We start from the raw sequence: 19,520 nt of genomic DNA on the forward strand, positions 1-19,520 counted from the left end.
ATGGCACTGCAGATCAGCGCGACCAACCCGGAGCATCCCGCGCTCTTGCTGGAACTGCCGTGGGACGTGCCCCTCGAGGAGTGGCCGGAGGAGTACCTGGTGCCGCTGCCGCGCGGTATCTCCCGGCACGTGGTGCGCTACTCCCGGGCCGGCGACGAGGTGATCGCCGTCAAGGAACTGGCCGAGCGGCCCGCGCAGCGCGAGTACGACATGCTGCGCGACCTGGACCGGCTCGGCATCCCGTCGGTGGACCCCCTCGCCGTGGTGACCGGGCGCACCGCCGCGGACGGCGCCCCGCTGGAGAGCGTCCTGATCACCCGGCATCTGGGCGGTTCGATGCCGTATCGCTCGATGTTCGAGACGACCATGCGCCCGGCCACCATGCACCGGCTGATGGACGCGCTCGCCGTGCTGCTGGTGCGGCTGCACCTGGCCGGGTTCGCCTGGGGCGACTGCTCGCTGTCCAACACCCTCTTCCGGCGGGACGCGGGTGCCTACGCCGCGTACCTGGTGGACGCCGAGACCGGTGATCTGCATCCGCAGCTCAGCCTCGGACAGCGCGAGTACGACCTGGATCTCGCCCGGGTGAACATCAGCGGGGAGCTGCTGGACCTGGAGGCGTCCGGGGCGCTGCACCCGTCCGTGGACCCCATCGAGTTCGGCATGGAGATCTGTGCCCGCTACCGGAGCCTGTGGGACGAGCTGACCCGCACCTCCGTCTACCCGGCCGGCAAGTACCAGCACATCGAGCGGCGGATCCGCCGCCTGAACGAACTCGGCTTCGACGTCGCGGAGATGCAGATCGAGCACGCCTCGAACGGTGACACGGTCAGCTTCGTGCCCAAGGTCGTCGACGCGGGCCACCACCAGCGGCAGTTGCTGCGGCTGACCGGCCTCGACACGGAGGAGAACCAGGCCCGGCGGCTGCTGAACGACCTGGAGAGCTGGATGGCGACCCAGGAGGACTACGCGCCGGGCGACCCCCTGGGCGCGCGCCCGGAGGTGCTCGCCCACCGCTGGGTGCGGGAGGTGTTCCGGCCGACCGTGCGGGCCGTGCCGCCCGAGCTGCGCGGTGCCGTGGACCCGGCGGAGATCTACCACCAGCTCCTCGAGCACCGCTGGTACATGTCCGAGCGGGCCCAGCACGACATCGGCATCGAGACCGCGGTCGAGGACTACATCCGGAACATCCTGCCCAAGGCCCGCAAGACCCTGCAGCCGACCGCGGACTGAGCCGCCGCGGCCGTCAGGCGTGAGTCGGGCTTCTCACGGCACCACGGCGACCGGGCAGTCCGCGTGGTGCAGCACCCCGTGCGCCACCGAGCCGATCCGGGCGCCGACGGCCGTACGGTGCGCCCGGCGGCCCACGACCATCAGCTGGGCCGTGCCGGCCACCGACAGCAGGACCTGGCCGGCGCTGCCCATCTCCACATGTTCCGTCACCGGCACATCGGGGAAGCGCTCCCGCCACGGCCGGACCGCCGCGTCCAGGCTCTTCTTCTCGTACGGCTCCAGTCCCCCGGCCTCGTCCAGGAGCTTCAGCGAGCCCGGGCTGTAGGCGAACAAGGGCGGCAGGGTCCAGGCCCGCACGACCCGCACGGTCGCCCCGCGCGCGGCCGCCGTCTCGAACGCGAACCGCAGCGCGTCGGCGCTGTCCTCCGGGCCGCCCTGCTGGCCCACGACGATCTCGCGCCCGGCGGCCTCGGCCGACGGCTCGTCGTCGGCTCGGACGAGCACCACGGGCCGGGCCGCCCCGGCGATCACCTGCTGCCCGACGGAGCCGAGCAGGAAGCCGAGGATCCGCCCGTGCCCACGCGAGCCGAGCACCAGCAGCTCGGCGTCGGCAGCGGCGGCGACCAGCGTGTCGGCGTCCGGCCCCTCCACGACGTCGGTGGTCACGTCGAGGTCCGGGTGCCGTTCGGTGACGGTCCGGGCGGCCTCGGTCACCGCGCCGCGCACCCACTCCGCCTGGCCGTCGGCGTCCCCGGCGATGCGCGCTTCGGGCGCCTCCTGCGGCTGGGGCCGCCAGGCGTGCACCACCCTGAGCCCGGTCCCGCGCCGCACCGCCTCGCGCGCCGCCCAGGCCAGGGCGGCGATGCTCTCCTGCGATCCGTCGACCCCTGCGGTGATCGGGCGTGTCATCCGGCTGCCTCCTGTGGAAGGTCACTGCGTGCTGCCCAGTCTTCACTACCCCCCGTCGGTGAGCCGAGGCAGCCGGAGCTGATCTCCGTATCGGAGCGCGGCGCGACGATCGAACATACGATGGGCGGAGGTCGGTGCGGTGCCCCGGGGCGCCGTGCCGGTAGTCGACCGCCCGGTGTGGGGGACGTATGGCACAGGCCGCCGACGCGGCGCGGACCGTCATCATGACCGTGGACGACGACCCGGGGGTCTCCCGGGCCGTGGCCCGGGATCTGCGGCGGCGGTACGGCGCGTCGTACCGGATCGTGCGCGCGGAGTCCGGCGAGTCGGCGCTCGACGCGCTGCGGGAGCTGAAGCTGCGCGGCGATCTCGTTGCGGTGATCCTGGCCGACTACCGGATGCCGCAGATGAACGGCATCGAGTTCCTCGAACAGGCCCTGGACGTGTACCCGGGCGCGCGGCGGGTGCTGCTGACGGCGTACGCGGACACCAACGCGGCGATCGACGCGATCAACGTCGTCGACCTCGACCACTACCTCCTCAAGCCGTGGGACCCGCCCGAGGAGAAGCTCTACCCGGTCGTGGACGATCTGCTCCAGGCGTGGCGGAACAGCGACTTCAGGCCGGTGCCCAGCACCAAGGTCGTGGGGCACCGCTGGTCCTCGCGGTCCTCGGACGTACGGGAGTTCCTGGCCCGCAACCAGGTGCCGTACCGCTGGTACTCCGCCGAGGAGCCGGAGGGCCGACGGCTGCTGGCCGCGGCCGGCACGGACGGGATGCGGCTGCCGGTGGTGATCACGCCGGACGGGACGCCCCTGGTCGAACCGGAGGCCGTCGACCTCGCCGCCCGGGTCGGACTCGCGACGACGCCGACGGCCGACTTCTACGACCTGGTCGTGATCGGCGGCGGACCGGCCGGGCTCGGCGCCGCCGTCTACGGTGCCTCCGAGGGGCTGCGCACCGTGCTGGTGGAGCGGTCGGCGACCGGCGGCCAGGCGGGACAGAGCTCACGCATCGAGAACTACCTGGGCTTCCCCGACGGTGTGTCGGGGGCGCAGCTCACCGACAGGGCCCGGCGGCAGGCGGCGAAGTTCGGCGCCGAGATCCTCACCGCCCGTGAGGTGACGGCGCTGGAGGTCAACGGCGCCGCCCGGATCGTGCGGTTCTCCGACGGCTCGGCGGTCGCCGCGCACAGCGTGATCCTGGCGACCGGCGTGTCCTACCGGCAGCTGGCCGCCCCCGGCTGCGACGACCTGACCGGATGCGGGGTGTTCTACGGGTCGGCCCTGACGGAGGCCCCCTCCTGCCAGGGGCAGGACGTGTACATCGTGGGCGGCGCCAACTCGGCCGGCCAGGCGGCGATGTACCTCTCCAGGGGCGCCAAGTCGGTGACGCTGCTGGTGCGCGGCGCGTCGCTGTCGGCCTCGATGTCGCACTACCTCATCCAGCAGATAGACGAGGCGCCCAACATCCAGGTGCGCTCCCGCACGGTCGTCGAGGCCGCGCACGGCGACGGCCACCTGGAACGGCTGACCCTGCGGGACGTGGACAGCGGGCACACCGAACAGGTCGACGCCCAGTGGGTGTTCGTGTTCATCGGCGCCGCCCCGCTGACCGACTGGCTGGACGGCACGGTGCTGCGGGACGAGCGCGGGTTCATCCTCGCCGGGCCCGACCTCACCCCCGACGGCCGCCCGCCGCAGGACTGGGAACTGGACCGGCCGCCGTACCACCTGGAGACGAACGTGCCCGGGGTGTTCGTGGCGGGCGACGCCCGTGCCGAGTCCGCCAAGCGCGTGGCGTCCGCCGTCGGAGAGGGAGCCATGGCCGTGATGCTCGTCCACCGGTATCTGGAGCAGTCATGAGCGGGCAGTCGATGCCCTGCGACCCGCAGGAGATCGGGGCGCTGTTCCTGTTCGAGAAGCTCACGCCCGAGCAGCTCGGCAGGCTGTGCGGCGAGGGGCGGGTGGAGCGGTTCGAACCCGGCCCCGTGTACACCGAGGGCGAGCCCGCCACCTGCTTCTACGTGATGCTCGAGGGCACGGTCGTGCTGTACCGCCGGGTCGGCGGGGACGACGTGGAGGTGACCCGGACCTCCCAGCGCGGGGTGTACGCCGGATCCATGCAGGCGTATCTGGGCGACCGGGTGCGGCAGGTCTACAACAACTCCATGCGCGTCACCGAGCCGACGCGGTTCTTCGTGCTGCCCGCCGACACGTTCGCGGACATCATGCAGGAGTGGTTCCCGATGGCGGTGCATCTGCTGGAGGGGCTGTTCTTCGGTTCGAAGAGCACCCAGCGGGCCATCGGGCAGCGCGAACGGCTGCTGGCACTGGGCTCGTTGTCCGCGGGGCTCACGCACGAGCTCAACAACCCCGCCGCGGCGGCCGTACGGGCGACCGCGACCCTGCGGGAGCGGGTCGGCAAGATGCGCCACAAGCTGGCGATCATCGCGCAGGGGTCCTACTCCCCCGAGGTCATGGCGAACCTCATCGACATCCAGGAGCGCACCGCGGAGCGGGTCGCGAAGGCTCCCGCGCTGAGTCCGCTGGAGGCCTCCGACCGGGAGGACGTACTCAGCGACTGGCTCGACGACCAGGGCATCCCGGACGGCTGGCGGATCGCGCCCACCTTCGTCCAGGCCGGTCTCGACGTGGACTGGCTGGACCAGGTCGCGGCGGCCGTCGACGAGGACATGCTCCCGAGCGCGATCGGGTGGCTCAACTACACCGTCGAGACCGAGCTGCTGATGGACGAGATCAACGACTCGACCACGCGCATCTCGCATCTCGTCGACGCGGCGAAGCAGTACTCGCAGCTCGACCGCGCGCCCTTCCAGAACTCCGATGTGCACGAACTCCTCGACTCCACCCTGCTGATGCTGTCGGCCAAGATCGGCAAGGAGATCAAGGTCGTCAAGGAGTACGACCGGACGCTGCCGAGGATCCCGGCGTACCCGGCGGAGCTCAACCAGGTGTGGACGAACCTGATCGACAACGCGGTGTCGGCCATCAACAGCGCGGGCGGCCAGGGGACGCTGACCGTGCGGACGGCTCCGGACCACGACCGGCTGCTGGTGGAGTTCCGGGACACGGGCGTCGGTATCCCCGCGGCGGACCGGGGGCGGATCTTCGATCCGTTCTTCACGACGAAGCCGGTGGGTGAGGGGACCGGGCTCGGCCTCGACATCTCCTGGCGGATCGTGGTCAACAAGCACCACGGGAGCATCCAGGTGGAGTCGGAGCCGGGGGACACACGGTTCCAGGTGCTGCTTCCGCTCACAACGGTCGAGGAGGAACCTTCATGAGTGGCGACAGTGGTGTCAGCGGGATCGACCCGGGCGTGCCGCCGAGCGGCAACGGGTGCGTCGACTGCGACGCGGCCGGCGGGTGGTGGTTCCATCTGCGGCGGTGTGCCCAGTGCGGGCATGTGGGGTGTTGCGACAGTTCGCCCGCGAAGCACGCGACGGGGCATTTCCGGGCCACCGGGCATCCTCTGGTGCAGAGCTTCGAGCCCGGGGAGAACTGGTACTGGGACTACTCGGCGAACGAGTTGTACGAGGCCGGGCCTGAACTGGCTCCGCCGGTGAGTCATCCCGCGGATCAGCCGACGCCGGGGCCCGCGGGGCGGGTGCCGGTGGATTGGGCGAAGGTGTTGCGGGCTTAGGAGCCCCCTGACAGAAGAAGGTTGGTTCAGTGCCCCAGGGTTCATTCGTCACGCCGGTTGTGGGGCGCGAGTCCGAACTTGCCCGGCTGAGTGGCGTGCTGGAGCGTGCCCGGGGTGGGGAAGCGCGTGCGGTACTGGTCGCCGGAGACGCAGGGGTCGGTAAGACGCGGGTCCTGGAGGAGGTTTCCGGACAGGCCGCCGAAACCGGGATGACCGTCGTCACCGGTCACTGCGTGGACCTCGGAGACGTCGGGCTGCCGTACCTGCCGTTCACCGAGGTGCTGGGGGTGCTCGCGGGGGATGAGCGGTTCGCCGCCGCTCTGTCCGCGCACCCGGTCGTCGAGCGGTTGCTGGGGGCCGGGACCGGTGGCGTGCGGGACGTGGACGGGCGGTTGCGGCTGTTCGAGGGGATGGCGGGGCTGCTGGCCGATGCGGCGGACGTCGCCCCGTTGCTGCTCGTGCTGGAGGATCTGCACTGGGCCGACCAGTCGTCGCGGGATCTGCTGCGGTTCCTGCTCGGCCGGGGTGTGCTGCGGCACCGGCTGGCGGTCCTCGCCTCGTACCGGGCCGACGACCTGCACCGACGGCATCCGCTGCGGCCGCTGCTGGCGGAGTTGATCCGGCTGCCCGCCGTGGAGCGGCTGGAGCTGCGGCCGCTGGCCGATCCCGATGTGGCCCGGCTGGTGCGTGCCCTGGAGCACCGGCCGCTGCCGGACACCACCGTGCGGCGGATCGTGGAGCGCGCCGAGGGGAACGCCTTCTACGCGGAGGAACTGCTGGCGGCCTCCGACTCGGAGCCCGGTGGAGTGCCCGGCGGACTCGCCGATGTGCTGCTGATCCGCTTCGAGCAGCTCTCCGACACCGCGCAGCAGGCGCTGCGGACCGCGGCCGTCGCCGGACGCCGGGTGGAGCACGATGTGCTGCGGGAGGCGGTCGGGCTGCCCGAGGAGGAGCTGGAGTCGGCTCTGCGCGAGGCGGTGGGGCGGCAGTTGCTCGTGGCCGGGGACGACGACACGTACTCCTTCCGGCACGCCCTGGCCCGTGAGGCCGTGTACGCGGATCTGCTGCCCGGTGAGCGGGCGAGACTGCACGGCGCGTTCGCACGGCTGCTCGCCGGGCGCGGCCGGACCGCGGAGAGCGCAGCCGAGCGCGCGCACCACTACCGGGAGAGCCACGACCTCGCCGAGGCGCTGGCCGCCTCCCTGGAGGCCGCCGACCACGCGCAGCGCGTCGGTGCGCCCGCCGAGGAGCAGCGGCATCTGGAAGCGGCCCTCGATCTGTGGCCGGCGGTGGCTCCCGAAGCCCGGCCCACGGTCGGGGGCGTCGACCGGGTGACGCTGACGCTGCGTGCCTCGGCGGCGGCCGCGCACGCCGGGGAGCTGCACCGGGCGGTCTCCCTCAGCCGGTCCGCGCTGGCCGAGCTCGGCCAGGACGCCGACTCCGAGCTGGCCGCCCGGGTCCGCTACACCCTCGCCGGGAATCTGCTGAGCGTGGACAGCCTGACGGCGGCGTTCGCCTACAGCAGCGAGGCCCTGGGGATGATCCCCGAGGATCCTCCGTCGCGGACGTGGGTGTGGGCGGCGGCCACCCATGTCCTGGCCGCACGCCATGTCGGGGAGAACGAGACCGCCCTGCGGGTCGCCCGCCGGGCCCTGGGGGTGGCGGAGCGGCTGCGGGTGACCGACGCCCGGGCGGACCTGCTGATCTCCCTGGCGGTTTTCGACGGCGAGGGGCGGCGTGGCCCGGAGGGCCGTGAACGGCTGCTCAAGGCACGGGATCTGGCGCGGAGTTCGGGCAACGCCTCGGTGGAGCTGCGGGCCCTGTTCAACCTGGCGATGGGTTGTTACGAGTCCGGCGCCCTGGCGGAGTGTGTGCCCTGGCTGACCGAGGGCCTGGACCGGGCCCGGCGTGCCGGACTGCTGTCCTCGCCGTACCCGCTGGAGATGCGGTATCTGCGGCTGATGGTGCTGCATGTGCTGGGCCGCTGGGACGAGTGCGTGCGTGCGGCGGCGACCGATGCCGAGGTACTGCCGGCGGCCGGCGGCTACACCGTGGGGCCTGCGCTGTACGTGATGCTGGCGCGCGGCGATCTCACGGCGGCCGACCGGGCGCGTGCCCTGCTGGAGGGGCCCTTCGACTGGATGGCCACCCTGGTCGCGGGCATCGTGCTCACCGACGCCGCTGGGCTGCGACGTGATCCCGAGGACGCGGTGCGGTGGATGCGGTCCACGGTCACGGCCCTGACCGACGAGACGGTCACCCGCCCGAACGCCACGGTCCGGCTCGCCGCCCTGGCACTGGCCGCGGTGTCCGACTCGGCCGTCGGGTTGCGGCTGACCGGCGACGAGGCCGGGGCCCGTCGCTGGACGGACACCGCGAACGAACTGGTGGAGATGGCGCGGGCCACCGCCACCCACGGTGAGAACGGCACGCCCCAGGGTCCCGAGGGACAGGCATGGCTGGTCCGGGCGGAGGCGGAGTGGCTCCGCGCCGTGTCGGGGCCGGACGCGGCAGCCTGGTCGGAGGCGGTGAAGGCCTTCGGCTACGGCGATGTCTACGAGCGGGCGCGCTGCCGGTTGCGGTACGCCGAGGCCCTGGTGGCGGCCGGGCGCCGCGAAGAGGCGGTGGCGGAGGCCCGGGCGGTCCGCGAGACCGCCGACGCCCTCGGCACCACGCCGCTGCGGGAGCGGGTCGACGCACTGGTCCGTCGCGGCCGGCTCTCGGACACACCGGACACCGGCGACCGGGCCGGGGCGCTCACCGCACGCGAGCAGGAGGTGCTGCGGCTGCTCGCCCTCGGCCGCAGCAACCGGCAGATCGGCGACGAGCTGTTCATCAGCGGCAAGACGGCGAGCGTCCATGTCTCCAACATCCTCGCCAAGCTGGGCGCGTCGAGCCGCGGCGAGGCGGTGGCGATCGCCTACCGGGAGGGTCTGATCACCCCGGAGCCGTCGGCGTCCGGCTGACCGGCACGACCGGCCGGCCTACTGCCGGACGGGCCTGGGCGGCGGGCCCCCGCGCCTGCGTGCCTTCGCCACTGTCTCCCCGGGGCGGCAACGGGACCATCACGTCCGTCAACGGACCGGGGCGGGCCGTCCGACCCGGCGGCGAACGTGGCGAGTCCGGTCGCCTATCCCTGACCGGGCCGGCTGCTCCCGCAGTCGAGGCTCTCGAGATCGACGGCGTCGGCCATCGCCCGCATCCCCTTGTCGTTGGGGTGCAGATGGTCGCCGCCGTCGAAGCCGGGCAGGATCCGTTCCTGGTCGTAGGGGCTGCGCAGGACGCGGTCGAAGTCGGCGACCGCGTCGAACTCGCCGCTGGTGCGGATGAAGGCGTTGACCTCCTGGCGCACGGCCTCCCCGGCGGGGTCCCACTCCCGCCAGCCCTTGAAGGGGGCGATCGTGGCGCCGACGACGCACTTGCCGGCCGCGTGCGCCCGGTTGACCAGGGCGCGGTATCCGGCGATCAGCCTGGCGGCCGTGGCGCCCGGCTCGGCCTTGATGTCGTTGACGCCCTGGAAGAGGAACACCGTGCGCACGCCCGGCAGCGAGAGCGCGTCCCGCGAGAGGCGGTTCAGGGCGCTCTGCCCGGGGACGTCGGTCAGGACCCTGTTGCCGGCGATCCCCGCGTTGGCCACCCCTTCGACGGTCGTGGTGGGGGACTCGGCCAGCCGGCGGGCGAGGTAGTCGGGCCAGCGCCGGTTGAGGCCGGTGGTGGACTGCCAGCCGTCGGTGACGGAGTCACCGACGGCCACCACGGCACCCGACGCGGACCGTGGCCGCACCGTGACGGCGTCGAGGTAGAACCAGGAGCCGGTCCGCTGCTTCCAGTGGACCGCGCTCTCCTCGGCGGTGTGATCGCCCTCGGCGGTGTACGACGTCTGCATCGCCATCCAGTGCCCGGTGAGCGCGCCTCCCGCCCGGGGGACGTACAGGCTGACGGCGAGCGAGCTCGCGGCGGGGACATGGCCGGGCAGCGGGTCGCTGTACACGATGCCGCCGGCCGGGACGGTGACGGAGCGCGCTCCGTCGAAGGTGAGGCGTCTGTTGCTGCCCGGGACGAGCGCGGCCCCGTCCCGCCGCAGGCCCGCGTGGACGTTGCGGAAGGTCACCGGCTGGTCGCCGAAGGCGTTGGACAGCCGCACCCGCAGGCCGCTGCCGCCCACGCTGGTGTGCACCACCAGCCGGTAGCCGCGACCGTCGACCGCTTCGCCGACGCGGTCGGCCGAGGAGGCCCAGGTGACCACCCCGTCCCCCGGCTCCGCCGGGGCGCTGGGCGGCCGGGTCTGCTCGGCCCCCTGGGGTGCCGCGCCGGCTCCGCAGCCCAGCATGAGGCAGGTGGAGAGGGCGGCCAGGGCGGTGCGGCGGCGGGGGCGTGCGGCGCGGGGCATCGTCGGCGCTCCTTCGGCCGGTCGGTGGGCGTTCTCACGGCGCGAGGCCGTTCGTCCGGGTCGGCCCGGCGTACGACACGGTAGCGGTGCGGCCTCCGACGCCGTGCGGGTGGAGGGGGCGGAGAGGGGGTTCGTGTCCGCCCAGGTGCCTTCTGGGCCGGTCGGGACGGCTTGGCCGTCGCGTAGGGGTAACCACCTCCGGTCGCCGGAGCAAGGAACTTGCAGTTGGTGGACTCAATCCTCCAGGTGCCGGACCACCCCGGTTCGTGGCGGTGCCGCGGTCGTCCGAAGGCGGGAACCCTCGCTCCCCCAGGGCCGTTGTCCGGGCGTGATGAGCGAGTTGGTCCCCGGCGGCAATCTGGCGTTGCCGGGCGGTGCGGTGACCGTCCGGGTGCCCGGACCGTTCGACGTGTCCGCGCTGATCACCGGCGACAGCGGAAAGGTCGGGGGCGACGGCGACTTCGTCTTCTACAACCAGCCGGCCGCGCCGGGAGCCGTGCTGCGGGGCGACACGCTCACCGTGGACCCGGCGGGGTTGCGTACCGGCGCCACCCGGGTCACCGTCGCCGTCAGCGCCTCCGATCCCGGAACCGCACTCGGCCGCCTGCCCTCCCCCACGCTGCACGTCGCCGACGCCACCGGCCGCCCGCTCACCCGGTTCACCCCGCCACGCCCCCGCCAGGAGACGGTGCTGCTCCTCGCCGAGCTCTACCGACGCGGCGACCGCTGGAAGCTGCGGGCCCTCGGCCAGGGGTACGCCGACGGACTGGCGGGAGTCGCCCGGGACTTCGGCGTCGACGTCGTGGACGACACGACCGCGTCCGGGCCGGGCTCGGCAGCCGGGGCGCCGGGCGCGCGGCCCGGACCGCTCGACGGCGGGGCGCGGCAAGCGGCCTTCGCGCCCCCTGCACCCGATCCCGACGGGTTCGTCGCCCTGGTCAACTCGGCGCGGGCCGAGGCCGGTTCACCGCCGGCAGCGCTCGACTCCCGTCTGGCGTCCGCGGCCCGGGAGCACGCGGCCGCCATGGCGATGACGGGACGCCTCGGCATTGAGAGCCGGGACGGTGTCTCCGTCTACCAGCGCGTCACCGGCGCCGGGTACGCGTACCTCACCATCGGCGAGCACCTCGTGTCCGGCCCCCGCTCCCCCGCCGAGTTCGTCGCGTACTGCCTGCGCACCGACACCGCGCGCCGCACCCTGCTCGACCCGGCGTTCACCCACACCGGGCCGGCCCACGTCCACGACGGTCCCTCCGGTGACACCTACTGGACGGCTCTGTGGGCCGGGCCGTTCACACCGGACGGGCTGCGGGCCACGGCATCGGCGGTCACCGACCTCACCAACCGGGAGCGGGCACGGGCCGGACTCCCGCCTCTGGCCGTCGACCCTCTGCTCACCACCGCCGCGCAGGCGCACAGCGCCGACATGGTGGCCCGCGCCTTCTATTCACACACCGCGCCCGACGGCGGCCAACCCTGGGACCGGGCCGCCCAAGCGGGCTCCACCCGGCGTTCCATCGGCGAGAACATAGCCTGCGGCCAGCGCTCCCCCGCCGATGTCGTGGCGGGCTGGATGAACAGCCCGGGTCACCGGGCCAACATCCTCAAGCCCGGCTTCACCCACATCGGCGTCGGCTTCGCGGGTGGCGGCCGGGCCGGCACGTACTGGACGCAGCTCTTCGGCGCCTGACACCGCACCACCGCGCTCCGCAACCGCCGGCCCTGCCCGCGATCTTGGCGGAGGGAGACGCTCCGGGCGAGGATGCCCGTATGAAGGGTGACCTCTTTTCCAGCGAGCACATGGCACAGCCGGCCGTCGCGGCGGGCATGACGATCGAGAACGCCAAGTGCGTCCGGTACACGGTGAACGGCGAGATGCTCTCCCGGCAGGGCGCGATGATCGCCTACCGCGGCAACCTCCAGTTCGAGCGCAAGGGCCAGGGTGTGGGCGGCATGCTCAAGCGCGCGGTCACCGGGGAGGGACTGCCGTTGATGGCGGTGCGCGGGCAGGGCGAGGCCTGGTTCGCCCACGAGGCGCAGAACTGCTTCATCGTCGACGTCGAACCCGGCGACGAGTTCACCGTCAACGGCCGCAACGTGCTGTGCTTCGACGCCACGTTGTCGTATCGCATCGCGACCGTGAAGGGCGCCGGCATCACCGGCGGCGGCCTGTTCAACAGCGTCTTCACCGGGCACGGCAAACTGGGCCTGGTCTGCGAGGGCACCCCGCTCGTCATCCCGGTCTCCGCGCAGTACCCGGTGTACGTCGACACCGACGCGATCGTCGGCTGGACGGCGGGCCTGCAGACCTCCCTGCACCGCTCCCAGTCCATCGGGTCGATGCTGCGCGGCGGCTCAGGCGAGGCCGTGCAACTGCTCCTCCAGGGCGAGGGGCACGTCGTCGTACGGCCGAGCGAGGCGACGCCGCAGAAGCCCGGGCAGCACTGATTCCGGCACCGAGGCCCCCTCGGGTGATCTACGCCTCACAGGCAACCCGGTCCGTTCCCCCGACGTCTTGATCGGCAACAGGTGATGCCCTGGCCCTTGTGGCCAGGGCCGGTTTCCCCCCTTCTATACGCACCATGTATACACAGCGCGTATACATGGTGCGTATACGGACCGAAAGGCATCGATGTACGGCAAGGCATTCGCCCCGGAGTACCAGGGGGCGCTCACCACTCTGTCCGTCAACTCCTCACTGACCGACGTACTGGCCGCCGGCACCGAGCAGTTGAGAGCGGCCGAGCGCGCCGGCGAGCCCGGTGAGGTGGCGCGTTCCGGACTCGCCGTGGCCGAGGCGCAGCGCCGGCTGGGCAGGGTCGCGGACGCGGACCGGGCCTGGAAGGCGAGTTACCGCGCCGCCCGCGAGGCCGAGGACACCGGGGCGATGGCCTGGGCCCTGTGGAGCGGCGGCACGCTGGCCCGGCAGCGCGGCGCGCTCCCGCTGGCCCGCCGTCTCCTCCAGCTCGCGGCCGACCTGGGCGAACGCGGCGGGGACATCGTCGTACGCGGCTACTCACTGGCGGGCCTGGCCGAGACCGGCCGCATCCAGGGCGACTACGAGGCCGTCGGCCGGCTGCACGAGCAGTTGCTCGCCGAGGCCCGGCGGCGCGGGGAGGCCCGGCACACGGTGTGGGCGCTGGAGGGCATCGCGCAGATGCACCGCAACACCGGGGACTTCGACAAGGCGTATGCCCTGTTCGAGGAGTCCGCCGAGATCGCCGCGCGCGCCGAGGACCGGCGCGGACACGCCTGGGCGCTGCGCGGTCTGGCCGACGTGGTGTCGGTGCGCGACGGGGACACCGAGCGGGCCCTGGAGCTGCTGAGCGAGGCGGAGACGGCATGCCGCGTGATGCGGCTGTCCAGCGCGCTGGCGTACAACCACAAGATGCGCGGCAACGTGCTGTACCGGGCCGGGCGTTACGCCGAGGCGCGCGCCCTGTACGAGCAGGCGCTCGCGGAGTTCCGCGAGATGAGCGAGCCGCGTGGGGAGGCGCTCTCGCGCCTCGGACTGGCCAAGTCGCTGGCCCGGCTGGGCCGCGACCGCGGCGAGACGGCGGCCGAACTGGCCGACCTCGCCGGCACGCTGGAGCGGATCGGCCTCCAGCACGCCCGCAGGATGGTGGCCCGCGCCCACGAGGAGCTCGGCATACCGGACACGGGGCTCGCTCTCGCGGGGGCGACGGAGGCGGCACGATGACGGCGCTCCCCACGGCGGTACAGGCGGCACGACCGGACATGGCGACGCCGTCCCTCACCACCGCGGACGCGACACGGCAGGACGCGGCGACACGCGGCGAGCGACAGGGGCCCGGGCGCGACTCCGGTCGCCCCGGCGACGCCCACGCGGTCCTCGATCGCTGCCGTACCCTCGTGCGCCCCGCCCTGGCCGAGGCCGTCGGGCGGCTGCATCCCTGGGTCGGCGAGATGGCCGCGTACTCCTTCGGCTGGTGCGAGGTGGGCGGTGCCCCGGCCGTCGCCTCCGGCGGCAAGGGCGTACGGCAGGCACTCGCGGTGCTCGGCGCCGAGGCGGCCGGTGCGCCCGGCCGGGCCGGGGTGGCCGCGGCCGTGGCGGTGGAGCTGGTGCACACCTTCTCCCTGCTGCACGACGACATCATGGACGGCGACGCGGACCGGCGACGCCGCCCGGCCGTGTGGAAGGCCTACGGCACGGGACCCGCGGTGCTCGCGGGTGACGCCCTGTTCGCGCTGGCCGTCGAGACGCTCGCCGCGCAGCCGGGCGGCGCCGGTGCCGTACGGACGCTGTCCGGGGCGCTGGGCGACCTGGTGCGCGGGCAGGCGGACGATCTGCTGTTCGCCGAGCGGCCCTGGACGGGACCGCGGCGGGTGCGTCCCGACGAGTACCGGACGATGGCGGAGCACAAGACGGGCGCCCTGCTGGGCTGCGCCGCCGCGCTGGGTGCCGTGCTCGGGGGTGCCGCCCCGGAGACGGCCACCGCGCTCGACCGGGCGGGCCGGCACCTCGGGATCGCCTTCCAGATCGTCGACGACGTGCTGGGCATCTGGGGTGACCCCCGGGTCACCGGCAAGCCGGTCCACGGCGATCTGCGGGAGCGCAAGAAGACCTTCCCGGTGCTGGTCGCGCTCGGCTCCCCGACCGGCGGCAGGCTCGCCGCGCTCCTGGAGAGCGGCGACGAGCCCGGTGCGGCGGCGGCGCTGATCGAGGAGGCGGGCGGCCGTTCGGCGGCCCTGGCCGAGGCCCGGCGTCACCTCGCCGCCGTCGAGACGGCGCTCGCCGGGGTGCCGTTGGCGGCGGGGGCGGTCGGCGAACTGCGGTCGCTGCTCGACTTCCTGGTACGGCGCGACGTCTGATCCGGTGCCGTCCACCCGGCCGTGATAGACCTCGGCCGGTCGGCGGGCGAGGATGGTGACCAGGTGTGTTCCACGACCCCGCGCCGGAAGGACGACAGCCGTGATCGGCATCTCGGAGATCGAAGCAGCGGCCGGGCGGATCGCCGGACACGTGGTGCGCACCCCGACCGTGCCGAGCCCGGGGCTGTCGGAACTGCTCGGCGCCCCGGTCACGGCGAAGCTGGAACTGCTGCAGCGCACCGGCTCGTTCAAGGCGCGCGGGGCGACGGCGAAGCTGCTGTCGCTGGGCGAGGCGGAACGGGCGGCCGGGGTGGTGGCGGTCAGCGGCGGCAACCACGGGATCGCCCTCGCGGTCATGGCAGCGGCCCTCGATGTGAAGGCCACGGTGGTGATGCCCCGCTCGGCGCCCTCCCGCGCCGTGGAGATCGCGGAGTCGTCGGGCGCGTCGGTGCGGCTGACCGACGACATGGACGGCGCGTTCGCGCTCATGACGCGGCTTCAGCAGGAGGGTCTGACCCTGGTCCACCCCTTCGACGACCCGGTGGTGGTCGCCGGGCAGGGCACGGTCGGTCTGGAGTTCGCCGACGACGCCGGGGAGCTCACCGACGTGCTGGTCAGCATCGGCGGCGGTGCGCTGATCTCCGGCGTCGCCGCGGCACTGCGGGCGCGGCGGCCCGGGGTGCGGGTCTGGGGCGTGGAGACCGAGGGTGCCCAGGCCATGTCCGAGGCGCTGGCGGCGGGCGGCCCGCAGCCGGTCACCCTGTCGTCGATCGTCTCCACGCTCAGCGCCCCGTCCGTGTCGCGGCTGACGTACGACCATGTCTCGGCCCTGGTCACCGAGGTGCTCGTGGTCCCTGACCGGGAGGCCGTGCGGGGCTCGCTGGAGCTGGCCGAGCACGCCAAGGTGTGGGCCGAACCGGCCGCCGGCTGCCTGCTGCCCGCCGCCCGGCGGGTCCTGGAGCGGGTCGGTGACGGAGCCCGGCTCGGTCTGGTGGTGTGCGGGGGCAACGTGACCACGGAGGACATGACCGCCTGGTCGCATCGCTTCGGTCTGCGCTGAGGGTCCGGCCGGCCGCGGGGAATCCGGAGCGGAATTCATCGGAGGGCTCTGAGTTCAGCTGCTGTACACCGTCGCATTTACCGGCGGTTACCACCAGGCCAGCCCGGAATTTGCGAATCCGCGGTCGGTGACGGGCAATTTCTTCGCGTCGACGGAGCACCGGGCGGCCGAGGTAAGCCGCCCCTGAGCCCTTGAAAGACCGTTTTTCCTCGCCCACTTGCCCCCGTCTCTTGAACAAAAGACAAGAATGAACGCGGAGTTGCGCTCCGATTGAACGGAGTGCGCCTCACTCCCCGTACCTCTGGAAAAGGTTGAAAGCCAGGTTTCCAGTCGAGGGATGGCCATGGGCAGGGCGCACGTCTCCACACACCAGTTGGTCGCCGGCCGGTACCGGCTGCTCGAGATCATCCAGCGCGAGACCAACCGCATCTGCTGGTACGCCGAGGACACCGGCGCCGGCGAGGTCTCGCGGCCGTGTCTCGTCACCCAGATCGGGCTTCCGGACGACCCCCTCGAACCCGAGCGCCGGGCTTCCGCCCGGCTGCTGCGCACGTCCGAGAACATGGCGCTGCTGTGCCCGGGCCGGATCGCCGCGGTCGTCGACACCGTCGAGGAGGCCGGCGCCCTGTGGACCGTCAACGAGTGGATCGACGGCACGCCGCTGGGCGAACTCCTCTCGGAGCAGGGCACGTTCAACTACGTGCGGGCCGCGCGCGTCGGCCTGGAGCTGCTCGACGTACTGGACGCGGCGCACGCCGAGGGCATCACCCACGGCGAGCTCAGCCCCGGCCAGGTGTTCGTCCGCGAGGACCACTCGGTCGTCGTCACCGGCTACGGCCTGGCGGGCGCCACCCTCGCGCCCCGGCTCACGGCCCCCGCGTACGCCTCGCCGGAACAGGCCCGGGACGAGCGCATCGGCCCGGCGGCCGACCTGTGGGCGCTGGGGGCGATCCTCTACACGATGGTCGAGGGACGTCCGCCGTTCCGCGACCGGGGGCGCCCTGAGAACACCCTGAAGGCCGTGGACCGGCTGCCGCTGCGTTCGCCGGTGCGCACCGGGCCGCTCACCCAGGTCGTACAGGGGCTGCTCCGCAAGGACTCGCGGGAGCGGTTGACCCGCCCGGTGGTCCGTGAGGCGCTGACCCGCGCGCTCAGCGAGGACCCGGAAGCGGCCCTGGGGTCCGTGCAGGCCCCGCGGCTGCGCGGCTCGTACGCCGCCATGCTGCCGGGGAACCCGGCCTGGAGCAGACGGACCATGGTGGCCGGAACGGCCCTGGCCGTGGTCACCGTCGCGGTCGCCGTGCTCGCCGCGACCCAGGGGCTGCCCGGCAGTGACACCGGCAGCGAGGCGGCCGACTCGCCGGCCCGGCCGCCCGCCTCCGCCGCCTCGCCGGGCGAGAGCACCGGCGGCGACGCTCCCGAGCCGTCCCGGACGCCCAGCCCGACGGAAAAGCCCTCCTCCCCCACGCCCACCCCGTCGTCCCCCGAGCCCACGCCCTCCGCCCCGGCCACCGGCCTGCCTCCCGGCTTCCACCGCTACAAGGCGCCAGAGGGCTTCTCCGTCGCACTCCCCGAGAACTGGAAGCGGCTGGACACCGACCGCCAGGGCCAGGCGTACCGGGTCGTCTTCGGCGCTGAAGGTGACGACCGCACGCTGGCCGTCACCTTCAGCGCGGACGCGGGCCCGGACCCCGTGGCCGTGTGGCGGGACGACGTCGAACCGAACCTGAAGCAGTCCGATGACTACGACCGGATCGGCGCGATCCGCGCGACGACGTACCAGGGGCGCGAGGCCGCCGACATGGAGTGGACGGCGGACATCGGCGACACCCGTGTGCGCACCTTCGGCCGGGGCATCCTGCTGGGCGGCGGCCGGAGCTTCTCGCTGCGCTGGACGACCCCGGCCGCCGACTGGGAGGACAGCGCCAACGAGCAGACGTTGCGCACCGTCCTCAAGACCTTCCGGCCGGACTCAGACTGAGCCGCGCGGTGCGCGCAGGGAGGTGAGCGGACCGGGACGCAGGGGCTGCGTGTGCCAGCGCGCGGTGAGCGTACGGTCCGCGAGGGAGCACGTCAGCGCCAGGCGGTGCGGGGTCTCCAGGAACGCCACCTCCAGGGCCAATGTGCCGGCGTCGGTCCAGCCGCCGCTCACCGCGGTCGGGAGCGGCTTCTCCGCCACGGTCCAGCCCGCCGTCCCGATCCGCAGGTCCAGCCGGCTCTCGCCCTCGGTGAGCCCGAGCGTCCAGCCGTCCGCGTCCGGTACGAGCCCGGCCGACCAGGCCGGGCCGTTCTCCTCCGGGGAACGGAACTTGGCGGCGGCCCAGTCCTCGGCACGTCCGGGCGGTACGGGACTGCCCGGGGCGGGCGGCAGCACGAGCGCGGCGAGACGCTCGCGCAGGGCCGCGTCGGCGGCCTCCCGGCCCGACAGCGGCTCGGGGCCGAAGGAGGGCAGCAGATGCTTCCAGACGAGATTCAGGAAGTCCTGCATCCGCTCGGTCGCCGCGGTCGTCGCGATCACCGCGTCGTGCTCGGGCAGCACCAGGCAGAACTGGCCGTACGCGCCGTCGCCCCGGTAGCCGTGCCGGGAGATCCAGAACTGGTAGCCGTAACCCCGGTCCCAGTCCTGCCGGTCCGTGTCTCCCATTCCATCGGCGGTCGGGATGTGGGGGCGCGCGGCCCGGGCCGCCCACCCTTCGGGCAGCAGGCGCTTGCCCTCCCAGACCCCGTCGCGCAGATACAGCTCGCCGAGCCGGGCGATCGCGTCGGTGGTGGCGTGCAGACCGCTGTAGCCGATCTCGCGGCCGGCGCGGTCCCGCTGCCAGAACACCTCGCCGATGCCGAGCGGATCCAGCAGCCGCGGGCGCAGATACTCGGTGAGCCGCTGCCCGGTCACCCGCTGGACGATCGCGGCGAGGGTGTAGGTGGTGGGCTGGTTGTAGGCGAAGACCGTGCCGGGGTCGCGGTCCGGCGGCAGGAGCAGGAACCCGCGCACGGGCTCCGCCCGGTCCAGCCCGTAGGTCTCCTCGACGGTCTCCCGTTCGTGGCCGCTCGCCATGGACGCCACGTGCCGTACGAGCATGGCGCGGCTGCGGGGGTCGGTGATGTCGGCCTCGAACTCCGGGAAGTAGGAGATCACGGGCGCGTCGAAGTCGAGCAGTCCCTCGGCCTCGGCCAGGGCCGCGGCGGTCCCGGTGAAGCTCTTGCTGAGCGAGTACAGCAGGTGGGGGCGGTCGGGGGTGTAGGGCGCCCACCAGCCGGAGGCGACGAGGTGTCCGTGCCGCATGATCATCAGGCTGTGCGGCTCGATGTCCGGGGCCGCTTCGAGGGCGTCGAGGAAGGCGTGGACGCCGGAGGCGTCGACACCCTGGGAGGCGGGACTGCCGGACGGCAGGGCGGAGGCACTCATGGAGGCATCCTCCCCCTGCCCGC

Annotated in this window: 14 protein-coding genes; 11 read left to right on the plus strand and 3 right to left on the minus strand. The window is 73.3% G+C overall.

The features are described 5' to 3' along the window. Positions 1-1,233 carry a DUF4032 domain-containing protein gene (locus tag ACIBK5_RS00185; RefSeq protein ID WP_399014531.1) on the plus strand — a complete coding sequence of 411 codons (1,233 nt, stop codon included), beginning with the start codon at positions 1-3 and terminating at the stop codon, positions 1,231-1,233. Positions 1,234-1,266: 33 nt separating this feature from the next. Here ACIBK5_RS00185 and ACIBK5_RS00190 read toward each other — a convergent pair whose 3' ends face one another. After that, positions 1,267-2,142, minus strand: coding sequence for a universal stress protein (locus ACIBK5_RS00190; RefSeq protein ID WP_399014533.1), 876 nt, complete (start codon positions 2,140-2,142; stop codon positions 1,267-1,269). Between the two features lie 188 nt (positions 2,143-2,330). On the opposite strand from ACIBK5_RS00190, the gene ACIBK5_RS00195 reads away from it, so the two are divergent. The 4 genes from ACIBK5_RS00195 to ACIBK5_RS00210 are packed head-to-tail and all read left to right on the plus strand — an operon-like array spanning position 2,331 to position 8,774. Next, a complete protein-coding gene (locus ACIBK5_RS00195) occupies positions 2,331-4,007 on the plus strand; it encodes an FAD-dependent oxidoreductase (RefSeq protein WP_399014535.1) in 1,677 nt (558 codons plus the stop codon). Then, positions 4,004-5,449: an ATP-binding protein gene (locus tag ACIBK5_RS00200; RefSeq protein WP_399014537.1), complete on the plus strand. Its 1,446-nt coding sequence runs from the start codon at positions 4,004-4,006 to the stop codon at positions 5,447-5,449. Before ACIBK5_RS00195 ends, ACIBK5_RS00200 begins: the two co-directional genes overlap by 4 nt. Then, the gene (locus ACIBK5_RS00205; protein ID WP_399014539.1) at positions 5,446-5,808 is read left to right on the plus strand and encodes a UBP-type zinc finger domain-containing protein; all 363 of its coding nucleotides are present in this window, start codon (positions 5,446-5,448) and stop codon (positions 5,806-5,808) included. The genes ACIBK5_RS00200 and ACIBK5_RS00205 overlap by 4 nt, the downstream gene beginning before the upstream one ends. Before the next feature lie 29 nt (positions 5,809-5,837). After that, positions 5,838-8,774 (plus strand): AAA family ATPase, encoded by a 2,937-nt coding sequence (locus ACIBK5_RS00210; RefSeq protein WP_399014541.1) that lies wholly within the window; start codon positions 5,838-5,840, stop codon positions 8,772-8,774. 164 nt (positions 8,775-8,938) lie between these two features. Here the strand turns inward: ACIBK5_RS00210 and ACIBK5_RS00215 are convergent, their stop codons facing one another. Then, entirely contained in the window at positions 8,939-10,198 is a 1,260-nt protein-coding gene (locus tag ACIBK5_RS00215; RefSeq protein WP_399014543.1) for an SGNH/GDSL hydrolase family protein, read from the minus strand. A 331-nt stretch (positions 10,199-10,529) separates the two neighbouring features. On the opposite strand from ACIBK5_RS00215, the gene ACIBK5_RS00220 reads away from it, so the two are divergent. The 6 genes from ACIBK5_RS00220 (at position 10,530) to ACIBK5_RS00245 (ending at position 18,072) form a co-directional block, all read left to right on the plus strand. Next, positions 10,530-11,888: a CAP domain-containing protein gene (locus tag ACIBK5_RS00220; RefSeq protein WP_399014545.1), complete on the plus strand. Its 1,359-nt coding sequence runs from the start codon at positions 10,530-10,532 to the stop codon at positions 11,886-11,888. Between the two features lie 80 nt (positions 11,889-11,968). Next, on the plus strand, positions 11,969-12,646 hold the full coding sequence (locus ACIBK5_RS00225) for an AIM24 family protein (protein WP_399014546.1): 678 nt from the start codon (positions 11,969-11,971) through the stop codon (positions 12,644-12,646). 184 nt (positions 12,647-12,830) lie between these two features. Then, entirely contained in the window at positions 12,831-13,898 is a 1,068-nt protein-coding gene (locus ACIBK5_RS00230; RefSeq protein WP_399014548.1) for a tetratricopeptide repeat protein, read from the plus strand. 38 nt (positions 13,899-13,936) lie between these two features. Next, a complete protein-coding gene (locus tag ACIBK5_RS00235; RefSeq protein WP_399016157.1) occupies positions 13,937-15,031 on the plus strand; it encodes a polyprenyl synthetase family protein in 1,095 nt (364 codons plus the stop codon). A gap of 100 nt (positions 15,032-15,131) precedes the next feature. Continuing rightward, a complete protein-coding gene (locus ACIBK5_RS00240) occupies positions 15,132-16,091 on the plus strand; it encodes a threonine/serine dehydratase (RefSeq protein ID WP_399014550.1) in 960 nt (319 codons plus the stop codon). 343 nt (positions 16,092-16,434) lie between these two features. Next, positions 16,435-18,072 (plus strand): serine/threonine protein kinase, encoded by a 1,638-nt coding sequence (locus ACIBK5_RS00245; RefSeq protein WP_399016159.1) that lies wholly within the window; start codon positions 16,435-16,437, stop codon positions 18,070-18,072. Here ACIBK5_RS00245 and ACIBK5_RS00250 read toward each other — a convergent pair. Beyond that, positions 18,064-19,497, minus strand: a complete 1,434-nt coding sequence (locus ACIBK5_RS00250) for a serine hydrolase domain-containing protein (protein WP_399014552.1) — start codon at positions 19,495-19,497, stop codon at positions 18,064-18,066. The genes ACIBK5_RS00245 and ACIBK5_RS00250 overlap by 9 nt on opposite strands. Positions 19,498-19,520 lie beyond the last annotated feature (23 nt).

It is taken from the genome of Streptomyces sp. NPDC050546, from assembly GCF_044457425.1.
Lineage (GTDB): Bacteria > Actinomycetota > Actinomycetes > Streptomycetales > Streptomycetaceae > Streptomyces.